The sequence below is a fragment of the Exiguobacterium acetylicum genome, assembly GCF_022170825.1.
Taxonomy (GTDB): Bacteria; Bacillota; Bacilli; order Exiguobacteriales; family Exiguobacteriaceae; genus Exiguobacterium_A; species Exiguobacterium_A acetylicum_B.
On the sequence record NZ_CP081878.1, the window covers coordinates 1,792,482 to 1,818,675 of the forward strand.

Consider the following 26,194-nt stretch of genomic DNA (forward strand, 5'->3'; position numbering starts at 1 on the left):
ATCGAAACGAGGAATCACTCTTTAAATTATTTTGATGGCTTTTTAGACAACTCTTTCACGACTGCATTTAAACGATCCGCATAGTTCGTAAAGACACCTGTGACACCATAGTCGAGCATACGAGCCATATCGACTTTTTCATTTACTGTATACGGATGCAACAACAAGCCCTGTTGACGAATTGTTTTAACATTTTCACGTGTCAACGCTTTATAAGAAGGACCGACACCAACTGCATACTTACGGATCTTCTTTAATTTTGTATTAGTTAAGGAAGACACATCCTTTGCTTCCATCAGTTGAATCAACGGAACTTTTGAATCGATGGCTCTGACTTTTTGCAAACTTTCTGCACTAAACGATTGAATCAAGACTTGTCCTGGCTTGACCTTGTTACTCGACAATCCATTTCGCTTCAATAAATCGAGTAATTTCTTTTCCATTCCAGGATACACTTCAGGTGATTTCGTCTCAATATAATAGTTGGCATGCTTTCCATATTTATTAACAATCTCTTGGAGTGTCGGTACTTTTAATCCCACATATGATTTTTTAGCGAGTGTTGGATTTGCTTCATTAAACCAACTACCAGCATCAAGTTTCTTGATTTCAGCTAAGGTCTTCTCTTTGACGGCACCCGTTCCGTTTGTCGTCCGGTCGACGGTTTCGTCATGCATCGCAATCAACTGACCATCTTTCGTCATCTGTAGATCAATTTCGATGTAATCCGCTTTGAATTTCTTATGTCCCATCTCGTAAGCTGGCATCGTATGCTCTGGAGCATATCCTGAAGCACCACGGTGTGCAACGTTAATGATCCGATTTGGATCGAGTAACGATTTTTCTTTCGATTTCGCTCCAACCTCTTCAGTTGGTAATCCCGTACTCAGTAGTGCTCCTGCTACCATCGTCAATCCAAGTTGTTTCAACATTATCAATTCCCCCTTGAAATATTCTTACAACATTTATCCTAAGTTATATGTATGAAGCTGATATAGAGAAGATGTAAACGTCGTTTCGTGATTTGATGACAAAGCGATATTACATCATTAAAAAAAGACCCGTGACTAAACGGGTCTCTTCTGATTGATTATGCTTACGCTTCGAAAATCAATGATTCTGGATCTTCGAGTAGGTCTTTAATGTGCTTCAGGAATGTAACGGCTTCTTTTCCATCTACGATTCGGTGATCATATGACAGTGCCACGTACATCATCGGACGGTTTTCCATGCGTTCTGCATCAATTGCAACAGGGCGCAAGTTGATCGCATGCATACCGAGAATTGCGACTTGTGGACCGTTTAAGATTGGCGTCGACATGAGTGAACCGAACGTACCACCATTCGTAATCGTGAATGTACCACCCGTCAAATCAGACAGACCGAGTTTATTGTCACGTGCTTTGACAGCTAATTGAATGATATCTTTTTCAATCTCAGCGAAGTTCTTCTTGTCCGCATCACGAACGACAGGAACGACGAGACCATCTGGTGCTGAAACGGCAATTCCGATATCGTAGAATTTTTTCAGGACGATTTCATCACCTTGAATCTCAGCATTCAAGTATGGCATTTTTTTAAGTGCTGCCACTGCTGCTTTCGTAAAGAAGGACATGAAGCCAAGTTTAACTTCATTTTCTTTAACGAACTTTTCTTGACGACGTTTACGGAGTGCCATGACAGCAGACATATCGATTTCATTGAATGTCGTCAACATTGCTGCCGTTTGTTGGACTTCGACAAGGCGATTCGCGATCGTCTTCCGGCGACGTGACATCTTGATTCGCTCTTCTGGTTTACCAGGAGCTGCTGCTGGAGATGGTGTCGGTGTTGCAGCAGGTTTAGGAGCCGGTTTTGCTTGTTCACGTGGTGCTACTTCGAACGTCGCGACGTCTTGGACGCGAATCCGACCGAGCGGATCTTGCGTCGCAACTTGTGCTAAATCGATTCCTTTTTCACGCGCCAATTTACGGGCAGCTGGTGAAGCAATCGGGCGATCCGCAACAGATGTACTTTCCGTCGCTGCTGCAGCAACGGGTTGTTCCGCTTTTTCTTCTGCCTTTGCCGTTTCTTTTGGTTTTTCTTGTGCTGTTTCCGTTGCAGCCGGTTTTGGAGCTTCGCCACCAGCAGAGATGACAGCAATCGTTTCCCCAACGCGGACTGTATCTCCCTCAGCAGCCATCACTTCCGTCAACGTACCAGCCTCATCTGACGGTACTTCGATGTTAACCTTATCTGTCTCAAGCTCAACGATGGCTTCCCCTTTTTCAACGTGATCACCTGGTTGTTTTAACCAAGACGCCACCGTTCCTTCTGTAATTGATTCGGCAAGTTCTGGTACTTTGATTTCCATCGTTTTCTCCCCCTATGACTCGATTCTATCTTAAGTTATGATGTGTGATTCGATACATGTGATGGTGCTTTTGGTGTCGCAGTAGTAGCTGTCAACGCATCATTGATGATGCGTGCCTGCTCTACTTTATGACCTGATGGGTCACCTTCAGCTGTACTTGAGCGACGACGACGACCGATGTAACGCACCGTTTGAATGCCGTTCGGTGCGACCGTCTCAAGACGTGGTTCCATAAATGACCACGCACCCATGTTTTTCGGTTCTTCTTGCACCCAGACCATCTCTTCGACGGATTCGTATCGTGCGATGACTTCTTTTAAAGCTTTAGCCGGGAATGGATACAGTTCCTCGACACGAACAATCTGTAGCCAATCCAGATTCTCGTCTGATTTCGAAACAGCTTCTGCCAAATCGATTGCCATCTTACCAGAACAGAACACAAGGCGTTTGACACGCTCCGGTGATTCCCCAAGACCTGCTTGCTCGATGACACGGCGGAAACTACCTTCAGTCAACTCAGAGACATCAGATGTCGCAAGTGGATGACGCAAGAGGCTCTTCGGTGTCATGACGACGAGTGGACGAACTTCCTCTTTACCGAGAATCGCTGCTTGTCGGCGTAACAAGTGGAAGTATTGCGCCGCACTTGATACGTTCGCGACCGTCCAGTTCTTCTCACCCGATAAAGTCAAGAAGCGTTCAAGACGACCACTCGAATGTTCTGGTCCTTGTCCCTCATAGCCGTGCGGAAGCAACATAACAAGACCTGACGTTTGCCCCCATTTTGCGCGACTTGCTGAGATGAACTGATCGAAGATGACCTGACCTGAGTTCGCAAAGTCGCCGTACTGCGCTTCCCATAAGACAAGCGTTTCTGGTGCAAAGACATTATAGCCGTATTCAAAGCCAAGTACGCCTGCTTCGGAGAGTGGACTGTTATAGACTGAGAACGAGGCTGTTGCCGTTGACAAGGCATGGAGTGGTGAGAAACCTTCTCCTGTTTTGGCATCATGAAGATTGATATTTCGTTGTGCGAATGTACCTCGTTCAGAATCTTGCCCGCTCAAGCGGATTGGTGTTCCATCTGAGAGAATCGAAGCAAACGCCAATGTTTCGGCATGTCCCCAGTCAATCCCGTTCTTCGTCGAGAACGCATCTGTCCGGCGCTTTAAGACTTTCTCAAGTTTATGGAACACTTGGAATCCATCCGGCCACTGTAATAATTCTTCATTGTACGCTGTTAATGTTTCGATCGAGACCCCCGTCTCGATTGTCGGAACGCCTTTAAAGACGACGTCCGGCATGACCCCACCATACTCTTTCTCCGCGTTTGGTACTTTTTCACGAGCCGCTTTCATCTGATCATTGATTGATGTCTCAATCGTTTGAATTTCGTCAGCTGTCGCATCCCCGTTCGCGACAAGTGTTTTTCCATACAAGACACGAATCGGATCATGTTTATGAATCAAATCGTATAGGACCGGGTTCGTGTTCATCGGTTCGTCCATTTCGTTATGACCGAAACGGCGGTACCCGATCAAATCGATCATGACATCCTTCTTGAATGTCGCTCGGTACTCACTCGCGAGTAACGCAACAGCAAGACAGCTTTCCGGCTCATCAGCGTTGACATGGAAGACTGGAATCTCGTAACCCTTAGCTAGGTCACTTGAGTAGCGCGTTGAACGTGAATCCGTCGGTTCCGTCGTAAAGCCGATCGTATTGTTCGCGATGATATGAATCGTTCCACCCGTGTTGTATCCTTTGAGGTTCGCTAAGTTCAGTGTCTCAGCAACGATTCCTTGTCCTGGGAACGCAGCGTCGCCGTGGATCAGGATCGCAGCAGCTGCTGCCTGTTCTTGACGTGGTGCGCCTTTTTGCGTCCGGTCATCTTGCGCCGCACGTGTGAAGCCCTCAACAACCGGGTCGACGAACTCAAGGTGCGATGGATTGTTCGCAAGCGTCATTCGGACGTTGCGTGTCTCCTGCTCAAGTTTCCGGTTTAATCCGAGGTGATACTTGACGTCTCCCGTCCAACCGTACGTGATGCCGATCGAGCCCTCAGACGGTACAAGGTCGTGGTTCGGTGCATGTTGGAACTCAGCAAAGATCATTTCATATGGTTTCCCAAGTACGTGCGCTAACACGTTCAACCGTCCACGGTGCGCCATTCCGATGTTGATCGTCTCCGACCCGTTTGAAATGAGGTGTCCGACGATCGTATCAAGCAATGGCACCATCGCGTCAAGCCCTTCGATGGAGAAGCGTTTTTGACCGACATATGTTTTATGCAGGTATTTTTCGAATAGATCCGTTTCAGCTAAGCGCTTAAACAATTGTTTCTTTTGTTCAGCATCAAGCGTCGCTGTGAGAGCACCTTGTTCGATTTTCTGACGAAGCCATTTCTTTTCATCAAGATCGTCGACATGCTGGAACTCAACAGCTGCTGCACCTGTATACTGCGCCTTTAAATGCTCGATTCCTTCGAACGCATCCTGGACACTAGGTGGTGGTTCCGGACAAACGAGTGAGACTGGCATTTTCCGAAGATCTGCCTCCGTCAATCCGTACTGACTTAATTCGAATAACCCTGTTTCTCGCGGATGGTCCTTCAGCGGATAGATGTCCGCCGCAAGATGTCCTTTTGCACGAATTTGTTCCGCTAAACGATTCGCCGCAAGATATTTTTCAAAATCTCCCGTCTCAACTTGCATTGATGTGACTGGTTCCGTCACTGGTGCACCGTGCTCTTCAAAATAAGCACGTGTCTCCTCATCAACGGATGTTTTGTCTTCTAAAAAACGCTCGTACAATTCAATGATGTAGCCAAGGTTTGGTCCATAGAATGCTTGTTGATCTTGCTCGTGGCCTGCCATGTACGGTTCCCCCCGTTTCTATATTTCTCCCCACACATCCACTGAATACTAGATGTGTTTCCAGCCCTCTACCTGTTAGCGCTTTCAAAAGGACTTGCATAGATAAAGCGCTGAACGTCATGAGAAGGAATGATCGCGTCATTCTTCCATGAAAGTGCCTTCGTTACTATATTACTACTCTTTTCCTACGTGTGCATTTCGAATTCCCAAATTCTTGTGCTTAAATGTATAAGTTTTTCTTATGACCACTTGCCCAGTTATTTATGATTACCCAAAAAACCGGCGTATCCGTTTTTAAGATACGCCGGTTGAATTATAAGACTTTACTGAGGAACGATTGCGTACGCTCATGTTGAGGAGCGTCAAATAATGCTTGTGGCACATTTTCTTCGACGATATATCCACCGTCCATGAATAAGACACGATCGCCAACTTCACGAGCAAACCCCATCTCGTGAGTCACGACGACCATCGTCATCCCTTCAAGAGCGAGTTGTTTCATGACAGCAAGAACGTCGCCTACCATTTCTGGATCGAGCGCTGAGGTAGGTTCGTCAAACAACATGATTTTGGGATTCATCGCGAGCGCTCGAGCAATCGCGACCCGTTGTTTTTGACCCCCAGACAGTTCTCCTGGATAATTATCCGCTTTTTCGCGTAATCCGACTTTGTCAAGGAGTTCAAGTGCTCGTTGTTTCGCCTGTTCTTTATCCGATTTTCGCACTTTGATCGGTGCAAGTGTGACGTTTTCTAGGACGGTCTTATGCGGGAAAAGATTAAAGTGCTGAAAAACCATCCCGACCTCTTCACGGACCTTATTGATATCGACTTTAGGACTCGTAATATCATGATCATCGACGACGACCGTGCCACCCGTAATCTCCTCTAAACGATTCAGACAACGCAGGAACGTACTTTTCCCAGAACCAGAAGGACCAATGACACAGACGACTTCTTTTTCGGCAATCGAAACGTTAATGTCTTTTAGGACCTCGTTCGAACCAAATGATTTTTTTAAATTCTTCACTTCAATAATACTCATCGTAATGTAAACCTCCGTTCCAAGAACTTCGCCACTAAGGACAACAGATAAATGATGACGAAGTACATCAATCCGACAACGGACCAGACGATGAATGGTTCAAACGTCGTTGACTGCTGGACTTGTCCTTGTTGTGTCAAGTCAGCAATACCGATGATCGACAGCAACGACGTATCTTTTAAGCTAATGATCGATTGGTTCGTAATCGTTGGTAACATCCGTCGGAATGCTTGCGGCAGGATAATTTGTACCATTGTTTGACGTCCTGTCATCCCGAGTGAACGGGCCGCTTCTGTTTGTCCTTTGTCAATCGACTGGATACCCGCTCGAATGATTTCCGCAAAATAAGCACCGGCATTGATCGCGACCGTCAGTATCCCTGCATACATCCGATCCATTGATAACCATTCGAGCGAGTTGAGTCCAAAATAGATGAAGAATAACTGGACGATGAACGGTGTTCCGCGAATGACATCAATATAGACAATCGCGATTCCGTTTAAAATCTTTGATGGAGATAATCGCATCAAAGCGACGACTAATCCGATCAAAAAGCCGACGATGACGGCGATGATGAAAATATACAACGTGACTTGAAGCCCTTCCAAGAAAAATGGAAATGCGGTTTTGACCACTTCCATTGGTATCCCACTCCCTTATCGCCTTGCGACTTATTTTAGATACGTGTCGACGATTTTGTCGTATTCACCGTTTTCTTTCAGGTTCGCAAGTCCTTTGTTGATTTTCTTCATCAGATCTTCGTTCTCACCTTTTAAGACAGCGATTCCGTAGTTATCCCCGTTGAGACGATCTCCGACCAGTTTTAATCCAAGATTTTGTTGTTTGTTTGCATATGAGATGACTGGGTAATCTTCGATCAAGGCTGCTGCGTTCCCGTTCTTCACTTCTTGGAACATCGCAGGACTATCATTGAACTGCGTGACTGTAAAGCCAAGTTTGTCTGCGTTATCCGTTGCATATTTTGCACCCGTCGTTCCCTTTTTGACGGCTACTTTTTTTCCCTTTAAATCGTTGACGGATTTGATACCGTCCTCATCTTCCTTGACGACTAGAATAAGACCAGCTTTGAAATATGGATCTGAGAATGTGACGACTTTCTTCCGTTCAGGTGTAATACTCATCCCAGCAATCGCAACGTCTAATTGATTTGCTTGTAGAGCCGGAATGATACCGCTAAAGTCCATCGCTTCGAATTGAATCTTGAAGTTCTGATCTTTGGCGATCGCTTTCATGAGATCAATATCAATTCCTTTGTACGTGTCCCCATCTTTATACTCGAACGGTGGATACGTAACGTCGATACCGACCTTATACGTCTTTCCTTCTGATGACTCTTCTTCTTTTGAACCGATACTACATGCACCCAGCACGAGAATACAGCTCATTAAGAGCGCTAGCAAGATACTCCCTTTTTTCATGTTTGTTTCCCCTCTCCTATGTCTTAAAGAATGTTGTCTCCACTTAGTACTTTCCCTGAAGAGTACCCTCTTTAAAACGTATTTTACCAGAAAAATTCTAAAAAGATAAACTTTTCTGAATTTTTATTCGATGTAATCGTTTTCTATTCAGCCAAAAAAAGGAGGCAATCCCTTAATGGGATTGCCTCCTTCAATCATTTATGCCGCCGAGAGGACTTGAACCTCCACGGTGTTGCCACCACTAGATTCTGAGTCTAGCGCGTCTACCAGTTCCGCCACGACGACGTTGATTTACGATATTAATATAGCGGATAGTGAACTGAGTTGTCAATCATTTCGCAAGATGGCTCGTACAAACTTCTCGACGACCTCGTCGTATAATGCAGGATCTTCGAAATAAGCCATCGCATGCGCGGCATTTGGAATCACAACGAGCTCTTTTTCCGTCGGACATGCTTCATATAATTCATATACCATCTCGGTCGGCACGAACGTATCCGCTCCACCGTGAATGAAGAGAATCGGTACCTGTGCTTTTTTAACTTGTTTTAAAGCAGATGCTTCTCGGAACGTATATCCCGCCTTTAACTTTGTCAACACACTCGTCATTCCTAAAAATGGGAAGTGTGGTAGTCGATACATCCGTTTCATCTGATAGGCAAGGACGGCATTGACAGACGTATACGCACAATCGGAAATGATTCCTTTGATTTGTGCCGGCAATTGTTCGCCGCTCGTCATTAAAACAGTCGCGCCTCCCATCGAAACGCCGTGCAGGAACAATTTTGTATCCTGTCCAATCCGTTCAATGAGGTAATTCGACCAGCTGAGGCAGTCTTCCCGATCATGCCATCCGAATCCGATATAGTGACCGTCACTCATCCCGTGTCCGCGGTTGTCAGGCATCATGACGTGAAAACCGGCTTGATGGTACAAGTAAGCGAATCCCGCTAAATCCGTTCCGACGCCTCCATATCCGTGTACGAGAATGACGATCCGATCGGACGGAACAACTGCCGGAAGAAAATGTCCACGTAATGTTAATCCATCTTTTGCTTCAATCTCGATTCGCTCAAGTGGTTGTTCTTTGATCCATGTCTGACCAGGTTGCATCAATCGGACCATCTCGTCACTTAAGTCTCGATTATTCGATAAAAAGGATTTTGGATTCGTAGCAATCGCCATTTCATAAAAATAATAACTCGCTGCCACTAATCCAGATCCGATAACCCCTAGACCAATTTTTGTTCTCCGACGCATCTGCTCCACTCCCTCTTTCAGTTATAACTCGATTTTCAATTGAGCAGCATGGTCGTCCTCTTCATCCTGCAAGACTTGTTGACGTAATCGTTGTTCCTGTTGTTGGCGGCGGTAAGCAAACTCTTGTACGAGCTCTGTTCCCGTAAATCCATCTCCCACGAGTTCACTCAACAGTTCGGTCTCTGTCTCGACGACCTCACCAGGACGACGCATGACAAGAACATCTCCGACTTGTGCGATCAACAACTCATCTTCTAATCGTAGTGCATCGTAAAAAGGTTCCGGTAACGTCATTCGTCGTGTCTCCGGATTAATATGGACCCGTTTATAAACGCCTAGTGCTTGAAACTTACGACGTGCCATTGCGTGCTCTCCTTTTTAATTAAACGTAATATCAATTCGTGAATCTTTACCTTGAATGTGTACTGTACCTGTGGCTCCATTGACCAAGGTCAATTGCGGTGGTTGATGCCCGATATCGAGATCATATAAGACCGGTAAACCCGTTTCGTCAGCTAAATCTTGATAGACATGTAGCCATGTCAAATCTTCTGTAATCCGCGCAGATGTTCGACCAAATAAAAAGCCAGACGCATGATTGAACCAACCAGCGTATGCCATTTGTCGTAATGTGCGGTGCACCTCTGCAGAACTAGCTTCTGACACCTCAAAGTACCAGAGAATCGGTTCCCCGTTTACCTCGTCTCGCTGGAAACGATCGACATCCCCATAAGGCGTTCCGATCAAATGACGAATCGTCTCTAGACAACCACCAAGTAATCTTCCTGTCACTTCTGTACGCTCATCAAGCGCCTTCCATTCCGTTGGTTCCGTCAGCTGAAATAAAGAACCATCTAAACGTTCTTCGTCTGTCCATTCTGTTTGATAACGATCAGAAGCCCATTGCGTAACGGTTCCACCTGATGCCGTCGCTAAAACCCGTCGCCATGCACTTGTCGTCTCATCCCATGCTTCGCTCCGAAATTCAACGAAATTCGGTCCGTGTGCTGTCGCGATTCCTGTTTGAAGCGTCAGACCGAGCAATAACGTACTGATGTCTGAATAGCCAAGCAGCCACTTTGTTTGATAAGCAGTTGGCGTCAATTCAGGTAAAAGATCAATCGCACGTTCTCCACCGAATGGCGGGATGACGGCATCAATCGTCTCGTCCATCATCATGCGATTTAATTCCTCAGCTCGTTGCTTGACCGGCGCACTTTCAGCGTGTTGATGTGACCAAATCGTTTCGCCTAAACGAACGTTCATTTGTCGTGCTTGTACCTGTTCAACTGCTCGTTCGACCCATTCCTGTTGCTGTTCGCGAAGTCCAGAGGAGGGCGCCGTCACTCCGATCGTTTGACCTGTCCAACCTAAAAATGGATATTTCATGGTGACCTCCTATAGTTCGTAATGTTAATATATGTTTCCGTCCAAATATGTGTTTATTATACCGTTCTTGTTCCCCATTACCAACTTTTATCCCGCTAGTATATTACGATACAAACAAAAAACACGATTCCATACGAGCGACAGGATCTTACGTGTCGCATAGATGAAATCGTGCTTTATCAGTCATTAACTCGACGCTGACAGCTCAGCATACTCCTCCTGCGTGAACGCACGGGAACGTGTCAAAAAACGTTTTCCTTCAACACCTTCAAGTGAGAACATTCCACCTCGACCATTCACGACGTCAATGATGAGCTGGGTATGTTTCCAGTATTCATACTGATCTTCGTGAATGTAAAATGGACAGCCACCAATCTCTCCAAGCTTTTTATCCTGATCTCCAAGGAATAGATCCCCTTGCGCAAAACACATCGGGGAACTGCCATCGCAACAACCACCAGATTGATGAAACATCAACGGACCGTGTTTTTCTCTCAACTGGTCGATCAATTCAAGACAAGCTGCCGTCGCCTGAACACGTTCCACCATTTGCATCCACGTCCTTTCCGACTTAGAAGAAACCGAGTTTATTCGGATTGTAGCTAACGAGTAGGTTTTTCGTCCGTTGATAATGGTTGAGCATCATTTTATGGTTTTCACGTCCGATACCTGACATTTTGTAACCGCCGAACGCTGCGTGAGCTGGGTATTGGTGATAACAGTTCGTCCAGACGCGCCCTGCTTCAATCGCACGACCAAACCGGTAAGCACGGTTCATGTCACGCGTCCAGACGCCGGCTCCAAGACCATACAGCGTATCATTCGCAATCTCAAGCGCTTCTTCTTCCGTCTTGAATGTCGTGACCGACAGAACCGGTCCAAAAATTTCTTCTTGGAAGATCCGCATCTTGTTGTGACCTTTGAAAATCGTTGGTTGGATGTAATAGCCTTCTGCGAGATCGCCTTCGAGCATATTCCGTTCTCCACCGACGAGACACTCAGCACCTTCAGACTTACCGATTTCGAGATACGAAAGAATTTTCTCCATCTGCTCGTTCGAAGCTTGAGCACCCATCATGACGTCCGCATCAAGTGGATTTCCGATTTTAATGGCTTTGACGCGTTCAAGAACACGTTCCATGAACGGCTCATAAATTGACTCTTGAATCAAGGCACGCGAAGGACATGTACACACTTCTCCTTGGTTCAATGCGAACATCAGCAATCCTTCGATCGCTTTATCGAAGAAAGCATCATCCGCCTGCATGATATCCTCGAAGAAGATATTCGGGGATTTCCCACCGAGCTCGAGTGTGACCGGAATCAAGTTTTGCGAAGCATACTGCATGATCAAGCGTCCTGTCGTCGTCTCACCCGTAAAGGCGATTTTTGCGATCCGTTTGCTCGACGCGAGTGGTTTCCCTGCTTCGAGACCAAAGCCGTTGACGATGTTAAGAACACCCGCTGGTAGTAAATCCTCAATGAGTTCAACGAGTACCATGATGCTCGCTGGTGTTTGTTCTGCCGGTTTTAAGACAACGCAGTTTCCTGCTGCGAGTGCTGGCGCTAGTTTCCAGACAGCCATCAAGAGCGGGAAGTTCCACGGGATGATTTGACCGACGACGCCAAGCGGCTCATGGAAGTGATATGCAACCGTGTCTTGGTCGAGTTCTCCAACCGAACCTTCTTGAGCACGAATGACTCCAGCGAAATAGCGGAAGTGGTCAATCGCGAGCGGTAAATCCGCGTTGAGCGTCTCACGGACCGCTTTCCCGTTCTCAAGTGTTTCCGCATACGCGAGCATCTCGAGATTTTCTTCCATTCGGTTGGCGATTTTATTTAAAATGTTTGAGCGTTCCGTTACAGACGTTTTTCCCCATGCTTCTTTTGCGGCATGTGCTGCGTCAAGAGCGAGTTCAATGTCTTCCTTAGTAGAACGAGCGACTTGACACAAAACCTTACCGGTGACAGGTGTGACATTATCAAAATATTCTCCCCCGACAGGTGCCGTCCACTTTCCATTAATGTAGTTTTCATACCGTTCCTTGTACTGTACTTTTGACCCTTGCTTGTTCGGAATGTCATAAATCATGCGTTATTTCCTCCCTCAACTAAAATGGTCAAGCAGTGAGACGGTTGCTTGTATGCGCTTACATTTTAAAACAGGCTAAAACAGCCCTCTCGATACCATCGTACCAAAATTATATGAAAAGTCAAAAAATTCCGGTAAATATTCGTGGTTTTTTCCGAAAAAAAAAAACATCTCCGTTTTCAGGAGATGCTTTACATTCAAGATCGCGTTGGGTCAATCCCATCTTCTTGATCAGATGGCGTATCAGAACTACCAAAATCACTCACTTTCGAGAAACCGTCCGTATCGCCATCGATGTCTTTTCCACGTGCTGTGACCGATGGATCAAGAACGTCTTCTTCGCTTGGTCGCGAATTTGGATCATTTTCATTTTGTTCTGCTTCTTCTTTAGCATGCTCGATACATAATAACGTTTCTGGAATGATATCAAGACGTTCGATTTCGATCTCTTTTCCACAGACTTTACAAATTCCGTACGTTCCGTCTTCAATCGCTTTTAAAGCGCGATCGACGTCTGATAGCATATCCTCTTGCATGTCTGTGATCGCTTGATCACGTTCTCGTAAGAACAATTCGTCACCTGAATCAGCAGGATGATTATCGTAACTCGACAATTCGCCTTCATCGTAATCGGTATCGCGTTGTTCGATGTTTGATGTTGTCTTCTCTTTTTCTTTTAATAAACGTTGTTTGAATTCTTCAGTTTGTTGTTTGGATAACATGATTGTTCGACTCCCCTTCATTAGCACCTCTGTTAAGAATGTAGCCGATTCAGAGAAGAGTTAAACCATTATGAACATTTGTACGAACGAATCGACCCATGCAGATCACAGATGACCGTCATACATTCATTTCCGTCATTAAAACAAATCTGGTGCGATCGTCCGTTTTTAGATGTCGTGATGTCATCAATCCACAGTTGCGAAGCATCTGCTGAAGACAGCATCGCGATTTTGTCGCGAATCATGAATAAATCAAATGGTAATAGATTTAACGATTGAATCGTCAAGCCATGTTTTCGAAACAGCGGATCAAGTTGGTACTGAGATAGACTGTACAAACACTTCTCCGCTCCACCAATCAGTAATTGAATTGAATGTGACGGTTCGTGGCTATCAATCCGTTCCTTATGAAGAATGATCCGCCCTCGAACACCTGACTCATTGAAGATGCGTTGTGTATCTTCTTGCGAAAGACGTGATCCACCGTCTTTGACCTTTAAGACAATATGGGCGAATTCAGCAAAGTCTGGTTTCCCGATTTCAAGTGCTGGGATGTGACGCACTTCTTCACGCTCAATGATTTCAATCAAGTCACGCTCGACTTGGACACTGACTGTACCTGTCGAAAAGACACGAACGTCAATTACGAATTGATCAAGTACCGCATTTACTTCAATCGTATACGTTAAGTCCAAGTTTTTTTCCTGTTCTACCAATAAGCGGTTCAATACAAGCTGATGTAATAAGTGGACGGGCGTTCGCGATAAAAATTGACTCGAATAAATCAAGTGCTTTGGTCCTGTTCCTTTTGTTGTCTTTGGTCGTGCTCCATTTAATCTATATACGTTCACTTTGTAATTTAACATTTCTTCACCTTCTCTTACCTGAAAAATCGGAATAGAGATGTTCCGTTTATATAGCGTACAATGTATTCCGAACGTAAAATATTCGTTTTCGAATATTCCAAATTTAATATACAAATTGTAATCAACTTGTGATAAAAGATTTTCAAAAACTCATGGAACTTAATATTAAATTCCTCTTTAAATAAAACTAAAAACACCTTCCACAGGACGTGAAAGGTGTTCAATATGCAATAAGCTCATGCGATCGAATTGACTTGTTGTTGCATTGCTTCATAATGTTCGACGATTCGAGATCCGAGTGGATCCGTTGCCGATAATTGGAGATATACGTTCAAGGCGTCTTCAATTCCATTTTTCGTAATATACGCATTTAATTCTGAAGATTCTGAATCATTTGGATCGAAATAGGTCAGTGCAGCTGCAATACCTCGTGCTAATCCGTCTGCTTCGATTCCACGCTCCATTAATTCCTTCGCAGGTTTGACGAGTCGGTCGCTTGGACTCAGTTTCCGAATCGGCGAGCGGGCAACGCGAATGATTTCATCGTGAATCCGTGGATTCTCAAAGCGTTTCATATTCTTTTGGATATAAGCGCTATGATCGACTGGGTTGAACCCATACTTTTCAAGTAACAACCACCCTGTCTCGTATAGTGCTGTCTGGACGCCACGACGGATGCGTGGATCCGTTAAACTTTCGGCAATCGTCTCTTTCTGGAACAGTGCTCCGAGATATGAAGCAATCGCATGTCCCGTATTGACAGTGAAGAGCTTCCGCTCGATGAACGGTTCAATGTTCTCGACATAGGTTACGCCCTCGATCCGTGGATACGCTTCCGGAAGTCCCGTCGTCTCAATCACCCATTCGAAGAACTCTTCGACTTCGACGTACAGCGGATCTTCATGATGCTGTAGTGGTACGATCCGGTCCACCGCTGCATTCGGGAAATACCAGTTATCCGCAATCGGATGGTGTTTTGCGACTTCCCCTTGTAAATGTTTTGATCCACCAATCATATTCTCGCAAGCGATGATGTAGACGGGCGTCTGCGAACCGCGTTGGCTTAATCCTTCTGCAATTAATGGAGCGACTTTTGATAACAAACTAGGACCGACGGCTGTCGTAATGACGTCTGCCTCGCGAATCGCTGCGATGACCTGATCCGGTTCTGATATGCTGTTGAGTGCTGTGACACCATCGACCCGTTCACGTCCTCCTTGTTCTGAAGCATAACCGACCTCATAGGTATTTCTTGCTTTTAACGCATCAACGACCGTCGTATTGACATCAACGAAACAGACTTCGTAGCCCGTCTTAACGAGTTGTAAGCCGATAAATCCGCGCCCGATGTTTCCAGCACCAAAATGAATGGCTTTCATGCTTACACCTCCGCTGTTAACAAAGCAATGATTTCTTCTTTTGATGTCGCTGCTACGATACGTTCCACGTTTTCTTCGTCAGAGCAAATGACTGCGATGTTTGATAGCAACTCAAGATGTTCATCACCAACACCTGCAATCCCGATGACGAGTCGTGCTTGTTCCGTACCAAAAGTTACGCCTTGTGGTACTTGCAGAATCGATAGTCCTGTTTTTTTGACTTGTGATTTTGCTGTCTCTGTTCCGTGTGGAATCGCAACATGGTTGCCGATGTAGACCGTTGATAAGGCATGACGCTCATGCATCGAGTCAATGTATCCGGCTTCGACATATCCGTGATCGACGAGTAATTGACCGGCAGCCGTAATGGCTGCCGTCTCATCTGTAAATTGTTGGTCGAGTAATACAAGTTCCGGTGAAAGGTTCATAGTCGTTGTCATGTTTATTCCTCCTTGAAGTATCTCTATCTTTTTTTAAGAAATCTTGTTGCGTGCTGTTTCGATCTCGTGCACGAGTTGATCGTAATACCCGGCATTTAAGAAGTTATCGACTGATCGATGTTCTGCAGTTGGTACTTGCTCCATCGCCCGCTCCGTCAAATCACGGTGCGTGATGATCAGTTCCGCGTTTTGCGGCAACTGACTGATTGACGTATTCGTCACCTTGATTGGTAACCCCGCCTTGTTGATTTTATTGCGAAGGACAGATGCTCCCATCGCACTCGAACCCATACCCGCGTCACAAGCGAAAATGATATGTTCGACTTCCGCAAGTGGTTTCGCATCAGCTGATACGAGGGTCGAAGCAATCGATTGTTTTCCTTTCATCGCACTGACGTTCGCGCTCGCTTCTTCAAGCGATGTTTCTTTTGCTTTACTCGTTTTCAGAAGAACGGTCGAGACGAAGAATGTCACGGTTGCTGAGACTAGCACACCAGCGATCAATCCGACATAAGAACCACGTGATGCCATCGCAAGAACGGCGATGATGCTACCTGGTGAAGCAGGTGCGACTAATCCGACATCAAACAGAACGAATGTGAGAATACCGCTCATTCCGCCGGCGATCATCGCAAGTAGTAAGACTGGTTTCATCAAGACATAGGGGAAGTAAATTTCGTGAATCCCACCGATGAATTGAATAAATGCTGCACCTGGTGCTGTTTTCTTTGCTGCACCCGATCCGAAGAACGAATACGCGAGCAATAGACCAAGACCAGGACCTGGGTTTGCTTCAAGTAAGAATAGGACTGATTTTCCGGCTTCGTTTACTTGGTCAAGACCAAGTGGGCTTAAGATACCGTGGTTGATTGCATTGTTTAAGAATAAAATTTTTGCTGGTTCGATGAACAAGCTGGCTAGTGGTAGCAAGTGTGCGCTGACGATCGCACCAACTGCTGCTGCCATGATGTCGTCAAGACCTGTCATGAGTGGTCCAAATACTTTGAATCCACCGAGCATCAATAAACCACCGATAATCCCGACTGAGAAGTTATTGACGAGCATCTCAAGACCCGGTTTGACTTTTCCTTCGATCAGTTGATCAAACTTTTTGATGACATATCCACCAAGTGGTCCCATGATCATGGCACCGAGGAACATCGGAATCTCTGTTCCGACGATGACTCCCATCGTCGCAAGCGTCCCGACGACGCCTCCTCTGACGTCATGCATTAGTTTCCCACCCGTGTACCCGATCAGTAACGGTAAAAGATACGTAATCGTTGGACCGACGAGTTCACCGAGCTCTTTATTCGGTGCCCATCCGGTCGGGATGAAAAGTGCTGTGATGATCCCCCAGGCGATGAATGCACCGATGTTCGGCATGACCATGCCACTTAAAAAGCTTCCGAACCGTTGTACTTGAACACGGATGCCCCGTGCCCCATTTTGAGCTGTCGCCATTGCGTTAGCCTCCATTTCGTGTATGAGTTGATAGGATGATTGCGTTGCTATGCCCTTATTGTAAGAGCACTGCAAGCGCTTACTCAATCTTTCCTAGTTCAGTCTTTGTCCAAGAAGTTGGACAGATGGAAAAGAAGCTTGCCACACCTAAAAAAATCCTTGTCACATCAAGAATCGAGTGACAAGGATGTATGTTAAGCATGACCAAGAACTTGATCGATGACGGTTCGAAACGTTTGATTCAGAAGTGAGCGAATCATTGGTTCTTCACCAAATTCGAATTGATCCATTTGCTCGGGACTTTCAATGATTGCAGCACTGATCGAACTAAGTAATTCGAGCAACTCGTTTGATGTCTCTTCCGGTGCGACGAGAACGAGCAGCCGTTCGACGGATTGCAACTGTTGATCCATCCCAAGTAAATCGATGGGCTCAGGCAGTTCAAAGATCAGAAAGCCGCCCTGTTGGATTGTCGCATCTCGACCATGGAATAAGGCCAGCCGAGTACCTGGAATACCAAGACCCGACATCTCATGACGGCGTAACAATTGTGTAGATAGGGCTACAGCAGACTTCGCTATCCCTTGCTCGACCATACGCGTACTGATTTCAAACAATAACGATTCAATCCCTTCGCCGACACGTTCCAAGCGGTCCATCTTGAAGCCGTTCGTCACTTGAATCGCTGACGTAACGAGACGTTGCAGCTGTTCAAGATCGAGCCATTCCGATTTCGTCTGTCGTGGTGCTGGTTGAAAAGATTTCGGTAAAGCGAGAATCAGCTTGCGAATCCGCTCGACCTCGTCTTGCGGAAGCAGTGGGTTGACGAGTAGGTGTGGTGGACGGATATCGGGTAACGGTACGGTCGATAAGACGAAGTCATACGATTCAATCGGTAAGCGTTCAATCCCAAATAAGGATGAATTATCGATATGCTCAAGTTCAGTGAATTCTTGACGCAAGCGATTCATCAATAACTTTGAAGAACCGAGTCCAGCAGAGCAGACGACAAGAACACGATAAGGTAGTTTAGGTGTTGGTTTACTCAGCACGGCACCGAAGTGCATGACCCAAAATGCTAAATCCACGTCTTCGAATGTAACGTCTGTGAAAATCGATAGCGCTGCCTGCTTGACCGCATCAAACAAACGGGGATATTCCCGTTCGATTTGTTTAATGACATACGATGGATTCACGCTGTTTTGACGTGTATAGGATTGAATATGCGAAACAAGTCCCCGCTCTAACGCCTGATCCTTCGTAAAGTTCGTTCCGTACAAAAGAGATACTTGCTCAATCAACCGTTTGACACGCAGTCGGGTAACGAGTTCTTCTGTATCGCCCTCATCCGATTGAAAGAACGTTCGTAACTCTTCCGATAACCATTGACGTTCAGCGATCGACAACGGGTCCGGCAATCGCTGTTCGACCCGTTCGACCCAATTGAGAATCTCGACCGGATACGCCTTTAGTTCGTAAGTCATCGGAAACTGATCTTTGCGCAGCGCTTGTAAGGCTAAGCTGAGTGTCGCACGCATGATTTGTCGGTCATTCAATCGTCCCTCTTCTGTCAACGGTGCGATAACTGCGTACGCCTGATTGATCATCTCGAGCCAAGAAGTTCGATTCATTCGTAATAAATGAGGTAACTGATCAATGTCTCCTTGTAATAACCGATAAAAAGCGAGAACATCCCATTGTGTAAAGATTAAAGAAATCAACAAACGGCGTTTATTGATCTCTTCGCCAATGACTTCTGCACCAATTCCTTTTTTACGCTTGATTTCAAGATTGTATTGGAGAAACCAATCATCGATTCGCTCCAAATCTTGACTGACCGTACTCGGTGCTACATACATCGCATGTGCAATTGCTTGTAATTTGACCATTTCGTTCTCTTGCAGTAAACGATATGCCAGTTCGACTTGTCGATCCTCGGCAGTCGGTAATTGTTTATGTGACAACAATAATTGTTCACGCAATTCGTGTTTCGCTTCATCCGTTCCCTCAATCAACAATCCTCTGCCACGGACGTATGTCAGACGTAAGTCATGCCCTTCTAAAGACTGAACAAGACGATCCCGTTCCCGCTGAATCGTACGTTCCGAGGTTTCAAGGGTTTCAGCAATTTCTTGTATTTGAACGGGTTCCTCACGTGTCAGTAGGAAAAATAAGATATCGTGTTCTCGTGGTGTGAACTCAGTCATTTTGCCTCACTCTTTTCTGCCAAGATTCGAGGACGACATCGTATGCAACCGGATCAAGAATTCGGTCAACTGGATGGACGTGACATTGGACTTTCCAGACGTGACGATGAATTAGCTGTGTTTCTCCGACAATGAAACATGCCTGGTCAGGGAGTTCATTGATTCGACATGTTTTGACGTACGCTGAGATACCACGTTCACGTAAGCGCTTTCTCAAAATCGTAGCCCCCATGATACTACTCGCCATACCACTCTCGCATACGAAATAGATGATTTCTGAATCCATCTGTCACTCCTCCTCTTCATTTTATAAGAATAACAGAAATATTTTCGGTGTTTCATTCCTAAACGACGTCAATAGTTATTTTTGAATTGACACTTAAGTTAGACAAATACAAAAAAGCCTGGATTTCTGAAGCTACCAGAAAATCCAGACTGTATAATTCAACCAGTTTGTTGCATTGTTCTTAAATACTGTCCGACGGCTTCTGCGACTTCACGTCCCTCGCGAATCGCCCAAACGATGAGTGATTGCCCCCGTCTTGCATCACCTGCAGCAAATACGCCTGGACGGTTCGTCGCGTAACGCGTCGTCTTAATTTTCCCGCGTTCCGATGCGACCGCTAAATGTTCAAGTACATTCTCTTCGACACCACTGAACCCAATCGCAATCCAGACTTGATCGACGGGGAAGTACCGGTCGCTCCCTTCGATTTCCTCAAAGATCACTTCACCTGATTCATTTGTTGTTTTCGTCGTCTGAATCGTCCAAACACCGGTGACTTGTCCAGATTCACTTGTCGTAAAACGTTTGATAGCAATCAAGTATTCACGCGGATCCCGTCCGAACTGTTGCAATGCTTCCGCATAGCCATAATCAATGGAGTAGAGTAACGGTGTATCCGGCCACATGTTTCCTGTTGCACGTGTCGTGCCCGGTTGTTCATGTTTACCGAATTGGACGACGGAGCGACAGCGTTGGCGAAGCGCAGTTGCCACACAGTCCGCTCCTGTATCGCCGCCACCAATGACGAGAATATCTTTATCTTTTGCATCGTGATTAGGAGATAATGGTTCTTGCGAGAGCACGTGACGCGTCACTCCGGTCAGATAATCCATCGCATAACCTACACCACGCGTTGGCGCCTCTGTTAATTTACGGGGTTCCGTCGCACCGACGCACAAGATGACCGCGTCATACTCTGCTTCAAGAGTCTCGAGTGTGATGTCGGAACCAATCGTGACGTTCGTCCGGAAGTTGATTCCTTCTGCTTCAAGTAAATCGACACGACGCTGGACGACTTCCTTATCAAGTTTCATCGCTGGTATACCGTACGTCAAGAGTCCACCAACACGATCTTCCCGTTCAAAGACCGTGACCTGGTGACCGGCTTGATTTAATTGGTCGGCAGCCGCAAGACCGGCAGGACCAGATCCGACGATGGCAATCGAACGTGTCGAACGAACCGTTGGGATTCGAGGCACGACCCATCCTTTTTCAAAGCCGATGTCGATGATTGTTCGTTCGATATCTTTGATCGCAACTGCCGGCTCATGAATTGATAACGTACACGATCCTTCACACGGAGCCGGGCAGACGCGACCCGTGAACTCCGGAAAATTGTTCGTCTCGAGCAATCGATCGAGCGCTTCCTGAAAACGTCCTTCTTCAACAAGTAAGTTCCACTCTGGAATCAAGTTGTAAACCGGACACCCGATCTTCACTTGATCAAACACTTCCCCGACATGACAAAACGGGGTACCGCAGTCCATACAACGACTTGCTTGTTGACTTGCTTCCGCTTCTGTCAAAGCGGTTTTATATTCGTTAAAATCACCGATCCGTTCGCTTGGTTGTCGTTCAGTCCCGCTTGAACGGGCGACTGTCATGAATTGATCGCGTCGTTTCATCGTACCCCTCCTGTTCTTCGCCCTAAATGTGTCTCGAATGCGAGCAACATCGCTTCTTCGGTATTGTGTCCCTGTTGTGCAAAGTCTGCCATCAGCGTCGTGACTTTTTCATAAGTCGATGGGATGACACGGATGAACGAATGGATGACATGATCCCAGTTTGCAAGAATCGCATCGCCTTGTTCACTTCCAGTCCGTGCGACATGACGCTCAATGAACGTCTTCAATCGTGCAATCTCTTCAACATTCGTAACAGGTCCCGTCGTAACGAGTTCACGGTTGACACGTTGTAAAAATTGTTCAGGATTACGCGGCAACACATACGCGACGCCACCGGACATCCCGGCTGCGAAGTTTTTCCCAACATCTCCAAGAACAACGACCGATCCGCCTGTCATATACTCAAGACCGTGATTTCCGATCCCTTCGACGACGGCAACGGCTCCACTGTTTCGTACAGCAAAGCGCTCACCCGCCTGTCCATTGACATAGAGCTCACCACTTGTCGCCCCGTAGAGCGCAACGTTCCCGATAATCGACTGATCGGACGAGACGAATGGAATCAAACGCGAAGGATGAACGGCTACGATCCCACCAGACAATCCTTTTCCGACGTAATCGTTCGCTTCTCCCGTGACATCAATCGTCATTCCACGCGGTAGATACGCCGCTAGACTCTGACCGGCAGAACCAGTCAATTCGAGTTTCAGACGATCCGTCGGCAGACCGAGCGCCCCAAAGCGTCGGGTCAGCATCGCACCTGTTTGTGTTCCAATCGCACGATCCGTATTTTGAACAGTTAATCGAATCGTCTGTTGATGAGTAAAATCTGCTGCTTCTAAATAAGGAGCAACTTCACGCGCGTCGAAGGAACGATCGACATGATGCTGTTGTTGTTCTGCCGGACCATGTGAGACATGGACGAGAAGGCGTGAGAAATCGAGACTCTTCGCTTTCCAGTGCGTCCGTTGTCGTTCCGATGGTTGCAGTAAATCCGTCCGTCCGACAAGGTCCTGCAGACGACGCACACCAAGCTTCGCTAAATGTTCGCGCACTTCCTCGGCAATGAACGTCATGAAATGGACGACGTCATCGGCAGATCCCGTGAATTTCTTTCGGAGCTCTGGATCTTGTGTCGCAACACCAACCGGACATGTATCAAGATGGCAGGCACGCATCATGATACATCCGACGGCAATGAGCGGTGCTGTCGCAAAGCCATATTCGTTCGCGCCTAACATCGCGGCTAAGATGACATCACGGCCGGTTAACAGTTTTCCGTCCGTCTCGAGTACGACACGTTCTCGTAAGCCGTTTAATGTCAACGTTTGATGCGTCTCTGCAAGTCCTAGTTCCCAAGGTAGACCGGCGTGTTGAATGCTCGTTTTTGGAGAAGCACCTGTTCCGCCGTCATGACCACTGATAACGATGACATCGGCAAGTCCCTTCGCTACTCCAGCCGCAATCGTACCAACGCCACCTTTTGCGACAAGTTTGACGCTAATCCGAGCTTGATCATTTGCGCGTTTCAAGTCATGGATCAACTGCGCCAAATCTTCAATCGAATAGATATCATGATGGGGTGGTGGAGAAATCAATCCAACACCAGGTGTTGATGCACGTACACGCGCAATCCACGGATAGACTTTTTCACCTGGTAATTGTCCGCCTTCTCCAGGTTTTGCCCCCTGTGCCACCTTGATTTGTAATTCATCCGCATGAACGAGGTAATGACTTGTCACCCCGAAACGACCAGATGCAATCTGCTTGATTCGACTCATTCGGAAGTCGCCATTCTCATCCCGTTCGTACCGTTCCTCTTCTTCGCCGCCTTCACCGCTATTGCTCTTACCTCCTAAACGGTTCATCGCGATCGCAAGCGTCTCGTGCGCTTCTTTTGAGAGTGAGCCATATGACATCGCACCCGTCTTAAAATACTTAACGATTTCGCTGACAGGCTCAACTTCATCAATCGAAATTGCCGTCGTCTCCTTGAACGTCAACAGGTGACGCAGAACCGTTGCCGGTTCTTCCGCGATTCGTTGTGAATACTTTTGATAGAGACGGTAATCATTCGTTCGACAGGCATGCTGTAATAGATGAATCGTTGCCGGATTAAAAGCATGGTGTTCCCCGGCTTGACGATACCGGAAGACACTCCCTGACTCTAGATGAATCCGTTCGTCAGCGATCTGTTGCGCCCGGCGGACTTCTTCTTCCATCAAATCAATTGTCATGCCACTCAGTTGGGACACCGTACCTGTGAAGTGCTGCTCGATGACCGTGCGATCAATTCCGACTGCTTCAAAAATTTGTGCTCCTCGATAACTAAAGACCGTCGAAATGCCCATCTTCGACATGACTTTAACGACGCCTTCCGTGACAGCTTTTTGGTAACGTTTATTTACATCTGGGAGTCGATTCCCGATGGCATCATCAATCGTCGCATACGCAAGATACGGATAGATCGCATCAGCGCCGTATCCAATCAATGTCGCCACATGGTGAACTTCACGTACTTCTCCACCTTCGATGATCAAGCTGAGATTCGTTCGTAATCCCTTCCGAATCAAAGCATGATGAATCGCGCTCACCGCTAATAGAATTGGCATCGGTAAGGTTCCTGGTCGGACGAGACGATCTGATAACGTCAGTAATTCATAACCACTTCGTGCCGCAGTCACAGCCTCATCGACGACCATGTCGAGCGCTTCTTCAAGCGAGTTCGTGAACGTCGTCGAGATCGTTTTCTGCTTGAGTCCGCATTGTTTTAAGGCATGCGCTTCGTCTGGACGTAGAATCGGTGTTTCTAAACGAACACGACGACAGTTCGTTCGATTAGGTGTCAGTAATTCGCCTTGGCGACCAAGCCATGTCAGCGTCGAGGTGACGATGTCTTCTCGTAATGCGTCGATCGGTGGATTCGTCACTTGTGCAAACAACTGCTTGAAATAGCGGAATAAGGATTGAGGGCGTTCACTTAAAACAGCTAATGGGATATCTGTTCCCATCGCACCTAGCGGATCCTTTTGTTCTTCGACAAGCGGAATCAAGTATTGATCAATATCTTCACGCGTGTAACCGAAATGACGCTGTTTTGTGCCAAGATCAACGATTGTTTCTTTAAAGTCATTACTCGAAAGAGTGACGACTTCTTGCGCAAGCCACTCCGCGTACGGGTGACGTGTCGCCAGTTCCCGCTTGATTTCTTCATCTGCAATCAACTGACCAGATGCAAAATCGAGTAAAAGGAGTTCGCCTGGAGCTAACCGTTTTTTGTAAAGAATATCTTGTTCACGAAGCGGTAAGACCCCAGCCTCTGAAGACAGCATGAAGTGACCGTCCCGTAACTGGACATACCGCGCTGGGCGCAACCCGTTCCGGTCGAGTGTCGCTCCAATCTGTTTTCCATTCGTAAAGACGATTGCAGACGGCCCATCCCACGGTTCCATCATGCTGCTATGGTACTCATAGTATGCGCGCTTCGCTGGTCGAATCTCGCTATGTTCAAATGGTTCGGGTACGAGCATCAATGCCGTTTCAGCAAGTGATAATCCCGATAAATGCAGAAATTCAAAGGCATTATCAAGCATAGAAGAATCACTGCCCGTCTCGTCTAGAATTGGTAAGACTTCCTCTGCCCGATTACCATAAGTCGTCTCAGCAAGACGATGTTCCCGTCCACGCATCGCTCGGATGTTACCTTGTAACGTATTGATTTCACCGTTATGGATCAGATAACGGTTTGGATGGGCGCGTTTCCAACTAGGAAACGTATTCGTACTGAAACGCGAATGTACGATCCCGAATCCTGACTGATAGCGTTCATCTCGTAAATCATCGAAATACGCACGGAGTTGATCCGTCGTCACGAGTCCTTTGTAAACGATCGTTTCACTCGAACTACTCAAAACGTATTGCTCTAGCCCGAGTTGCTCTGACTCACGTTCAAACGCCCGTCGAATTAAAAAGAGCGTCCGTTCGAATGTCAATCCTTCCATCGCTTGCGCACCAATGAAACATTGGCGAATGACCGGCTCCGTTCTACGGGCACCAGACCCAAGCACTTCGGACTGAACAGGTACGGTTCGCCATCCTAAAACGTCCTGTCCTTCCGTCAAAATGATGGACTCTAAAGTACGTTCAAGTCGTTGGCGTTCCCGTTCTTCTCGTGGTAAGAACATCATGAATACACCATAATCTCCTTTTTTCGGGAACGTAATCTGACGAACCGTCTCACGAAATAGTCGATCCGGTAATTGCGTCAAAATTCCTGCTCCATCTCCAGTCTTCGCATCGCTCCCTTGCCCACCACGGTGCTCCATTTGACAAAGCATGGCCAATGCGTTCTCAACGATTTCATGACTCGCTCGTCCTGTTTGATGTGCGTAAACGCCGATCCCGCACGCATCATGTTCCATACGAGGGTCGTATAATCCCTGCTGTTCAGGGTATTGATGAAATGTCATAGTAGCACTCTCCTTGCCTTCTTAATTTTCTGTATATTCAGTTAAATTATACTTTACACCTTTTTATGTTTATTCGCTACTATGCATAATCAGAACCATTCGTCACTACCACAGAGTAGAATTACCAAATATCAACATTGTTAACGCTTACATATATGTGGATATTCATTCATTATTTTTTTTTTTCGAATTCTACACTTCCTGCACGTATTACTTTGCCCGAACATGTGATTCCGTGGTATTTTTATCTATGAACAGAGTTACTGATCATGGAAACAGAGAGAG

General features: G+C 46.4%; 20 protein-coding genes and 1 tRNA gene. All 21 read right to left on the minus strand.

The features are described 5' to 3' along the window. Window positions 1-26: 26 nt before the first annotated feature. The gene (locus tag K6T22_RS09500; RefSeq protein WP_238240090.1) at window positions 27-908 is read right to left on the minus strand and encodes a glycerophosphodiester phosphodiesterase; all 882 of its coding nucleotides are present in this window, start codon (window positions 906-908) and stop codon (window positions 27-29) included. A 188-nt stretch (window positions 909-1,096) separates the two neighbouring features. Continuing rightward, a complete protein-coding gene (odhB, locus tag K6T22_RS09505; protein WP_238236653.1) occupies window positions 1,097-2,353 on the minus strand; it encodes a 2-oxoglutarate dehydrogenase complex dihydrolipoyllysine-residue succinyltransferase in 1,257 nt (418 codons plus the stop codon). A 35-nt stretch (window positions 2,354-2,388) separates the two neighbouring features. Further along, complete coding sequence (locus K6T22_RS09510) at window positions 2,389-5,229, minus strand: 2-oxoglutarate dehydrogenase E1 component (protein ID WP_238236654.1); 2,841 nt, start codon at window positions 5,227-5,229, stop codon at window positions 2,389-2,391. A 313-nt stretch (window positions 5,230-5,542) separates the two neighbouring features. Next, window positions 5,543-6,271: an amino acid ABC transporter ATP-binding protein gene (locus K6T22_RS09515; RefSeq protein ID WP_283205676.1), complete on the minus strand. Its 729-nt coding sequence runs from the start codon at window positions 6,269-6,271 to the stop codon at window positions 5,543-5,545. Beyond that, window positions 6,268-6,912, minus strand: a complete 645-nt coding sequence (locus tag K6T22_RS09520) for an amino acid ABC transporter permease (protein ID WP_023468550.1) — start codon at window positions 6,910-6,912, stop codon at window positions 6,268-6,270. The genes K6T22_RS09515 and K6T22_RS09520 overlap by 4 nt, the downstream gene beginning before the upstream one ends. A 30-nt stretch (window positions 6,913-6,942) precedes the next feature. Next, entirely contained in the window at window positions 6,943-7,710 is a 768-nt protein-coding gene (locus K6T22_RS09525) for a transporter substrate-binding domain-containing protein (RefSeq protein WP_238236658.1), read from the minus strand. A gap of 201 nt (window positions 7,711-7,911) precedes the next feature. Next, window positions 7,912-7,995, minus strand: a tRNA-Leu gene (locus K6T22_RS09530). Window positions 7,996-8,037: 42 nt separating this feature from the next. Continuing rightward, on the minus strand, window positions 8,038-8,970 hold the full coding sequence (locus K6T22_RS09535) for an alpha/beta hydrolase (protein WP_238236664.1): 933 nt from the start codon (window positions 8,968-8,970) through the stop codon (window positions 8,038-8,040). Between the two features lie 21 nt (window positions 8,971-8,991). Further along, entirely contained in the window at window positions 8,992-9,333 is a 342-nt protein-coding gene (locus tag K6T22_RS09540; protein ID WP_238236665.1) for a hypothetical protein, read from the minus strand. Between the two features lie 15 nt (window positions 9,334-9,348). Continuing rightward, window positions 9,349-10,359 (minus strand): S66 family peptidase, encoded by a 1,011-nt coding sequence (locus K6T22_RS09545; RefSeq protein WP_238236667.1) that lies wholly within the window; start codon window positions 10,357-10,359, stop codon window positions 9,349-9,351. 186 nt (window positions 10,360-10,545) lie between these two features. Further along, window positions 10,546-10,908: a DUF779 domain-containing protein gene (locus K6T22_RS09550; RefSeq protein ID WP_047395570.1), complete on the minus strand. Its 363-nt coding sequence runs from the start codon at window positions 10,906-10,908 to the stop codon at window positions 10,546-10,548. Between the two features lie 22 nt (window positions 10,909-10,930). After that, window positions 10,931-12,451 carry an aldehyde dehydrogenase gene (adh, locus tag K6T22_RS09555; protein ID WP_053453591.1) on the minus strand — a complete coding sequence of 507 codons (1,521 nt, stop codon included), beginning with the start codon at window positions 12,449-12,451 and terminating at the stop codon, window positions 10,931-10,933. Between the two features lie 197 nt (window positions 12,452-12,648). Further along, window positions 12,649-13,173: a TraR/DksA C4-type zinc finger protein gene (locus tag K6T22_RS09560; RefSeq protein ID WP_023468557.1), complete on the minus strand. Its 525-nt coding sequence runs from the start codon at window positions 13,171-13,173 to the stop codon at window positions 12,649-12,651. Between the two features lie 68 nt (window positions 13,174-13,241). Continuing rightward, window positions 13,242-14,039 (minus strand): hypothetical protein, encoded by a 798-nt coding sequence (locus tag K6T22_RS09565; RefSeq protein ID WP_238236669.1) that lies wholly within the window; start codon window positions 14,037-14,039, stop codon window positions 13,242-13,244. A 236-nt stretch (window positions 14,040-14,275) separates the two neighbouring features. Next, window positions 14,276-15,418 carry a mannitol-1-phosphate 5-dehydrogenase gene (locus K6T22_RS09570; RefSeq protein WP_238236671.1) on the minus strand — a complete coding sequence of 381 codons (1,143 nt, stop codon included), beginning with the start codon at window positions 15,416-15,418 and terminating at the stop codon, window positions 14,276-14,278. A gap of 2 nt (window positions 15,419-15,420) precedes the next feature. Next, the gene (locus tag K6T22_RS09575; RefSeq protein WP_238236672.1) at window positions 15,421-15,858 is read right to left on the minus strand and encodes a PTS mannitol transporter subunit IIA; all 438 of its coding nucleotides are present in this window, start codon (window positions 15,856-15,858) and stop codon (window positions 15,421-15,423) included. Window positions 15,859-15,891: 33 nt separating this feature from the next. After that, complete coding sequence (locus tag K6T22_RS09580) at window positions 15,892-17,322, minus strand: PTS mannitol transporter subunit IIBC (RefSeq protein ID WP_238236676.1); 1,431 nt, start codon at window positions 17,320-17,322, stop codon at window positions 15,892-15,894. Window positions 17,323-17,516: 194 nt separating this feature from the next. Continuing rightward, complete coding sequence (locus tag K6T22_RS09585; RefSeq protein WP_238236677.1) at window positions 17,517-19,529, minus strand: BglG family transcription antiterminator; 2,013 nt, start codon at window positions 19,527-19,529, stop codon at window positions 17,517-17,519. Beyond that, window positions 19,522-19,815, minus strand: coding sequence for a PTS sugar transporter subunit IIB (locus K6T22_RS09590; RefSeq protein WP_238236678.1), 294 nt, complete (start codon window positions 19,813-19,815; stop codon window positions 19,522-19,524). Before K6T22_RS09590 ends, K6T22_RS09585 begins: the two co-directional genes overlap by 8 nt. A 158-nt stretch (window positions 19,816-19,973) precedes the next feature. Further along, window positions 19,974-21,440 carry a glutamate synthase subunit beta gene (locus tag K6T22_RS09595; RefSeq protein WP_238236680.1) on the minus strand — a complete coding sequence of 489 codons (1,467 nt, stop codon included), beginning with the start codon at window positions 21,438-21,440 and terminating at the stop codon, window positions 19,974-19,976. Further along, a complete protein-coding gene (gene gltB, locus K6T22_RS09600) occupies window positions 21,437-25,909 on the minus strand; it encodes a glutamate synthase large subunit (protein ID WP_238236682.1) in 4,473 nt (1,490 codons plus the stop codon). The genes K6T22_RS09595 and gltB overlap by 4 nt, the downstream gene beginning before the upstream one ends. Window positions 25,910-26,194: the final 285 nt, after the last annotated feature.

Excerpts from the sequence above, each read along its gene's own strand:
- K6T22_RS09560 (WP_023468557.1), bottom strand. The coding sequence starts at position 13,173 with ATGTTATCCAAACAACAAACTGAAGAATTCAAACAACGTTTATTAAAA.
- K6T22_RS09545 (WP_238236667.1), bottom strand. The coding sequence starts at position 10,359 with ATGAAATATCCATTTTTAGGTTGGACAGGTCAAACGATCGGAGTGACG.
- gltB (WP_238236682.1), bottom strand. The coding sequence starts at position 25,909 with ATGACATTTCATCAATACCCTGAACAGCAGGGATTATACGACCCTCGT.
- K6T22_RS09590 (WP_238236678.1), bottom strand. The coding sequence starts at position 19,815 with ATGGATTCAGAAATCATCTATTTCGTATGCGAGAGTGGTATGGCGAGT.
- K6T22_RS09500 (WP_238240090.1), bottom strand. The coding sequence starts at position 908 with ATGGTAGCAGGAGCACTACTGAGTACGGGATTACCAACTGAAGAGGTT.
- K6T22_RS09515 (WP_283205676.1), bottom strand. The coding sequence starts at position 6,271 with ATGAGTATTATTGAAGTGAAGAATTTAAAAAAATCATTTGGTTCGAAC.
- K6T22_RS09565 (WP_238236669.1), bottom strand. The coding sequence starts at position 14,039 with ATGTTAAATTACAAAGTGAACGTATATAGATTAAATGGAGCACGACCA.
- K6T22_RS09585 (WP_238236677.1), bottom strand. The coding sequence starts at position 19,529 with ATGACTGAGTTCACACCACGAGAACACGATATCTTATTTTTCCTACTG.
- K6T22_RS09580 (WP_238236676.1), bottom strand. The coding sequence starts at position 17,322 with ATGGCGACAGCTCAAAATGGGGCACGGGGCATCCGTGTTCAAGTACAA.
- K6T22_RS09570 (WP_238236671.1), bottom strand. The coding sequence starts at position 15,418 with ATGAAAGCCATTCATTTTGGTGCTGGAAACATCGGGCGCGGATTTATC.
- odhB (WP_238236653.1), bottom strand. The coding sequence starts at position 2,353 with ATGGAAATCAAAGTACCAGAACTTGCCGAATCAATTACAGAAGGAACG.
- K6T22_RS09520 (WP_023468550.1), bottom strand. The coding sequence starts at position 6,912 with ATGGAAGTGGTCAAAACCGCATTTCCATTTTTCTTGGAAGGGCTTCAA.
- K6T22_RS09575 (WP_238236672.1), bottom strand. The coding sequence starts at position 15,858 with ATGACAACGACTATGAACCTTTCACCGGAACTTGTATTACTCGACCAA.
- K6T22_RS09525 (WP_238236658.1), bottom strand. The coding sequence starts at position 7,710 with ATGAAAAAAGGGAGTATCTTGCTAGCGCTCTTAATGAGCTGTATTCTC.
- K6T22_RS09595 (WP_238236680.1), bottom strand. The coding sequence starts at position 21,440 with ATGAAACGACGCGATCAATTCATGACAGTCGCCCGTTCAAGCGGGACT.
- K6T22_RS09540 (WP_238236665.1), bottom strand. The coding sequence starts at position 9,333 with ATGGCACGTCGTAAGTTTCAAGCACTAGGCGTTTATAAACGGGTCCAT.
- K6T22_RS09535 (WP_238236664.1), bottom strand. The coding sequence starts at position 8,970 with ATGCGTCGGAGAACAAAAATTGGTCTAGGGGTTATCGGATCTGGATTA.
- K6T22_RS09550 (WP_047395570.1), bottom strand. The coding sequence starts at position 10,908 with ATGGTGGAACGTGTTCAGGCGACGGCAGCTTGTCTTGAATTGATCGAC.
- K6T22_RS09510 (WP_238236654.1), bottom strand. The coding sequence starts at position 5,229 with ATGGCAGGCCACGAGCAAGATCAACAAGCATTCTATGGACCAAACCTT.
- adh (WP_053453591.1), bottom strand. The coding sequence starts at position 12,451 with ATGATTTATGACATTCCGAACAAGCAAGGGTCAAAAGTACAGTACAAG.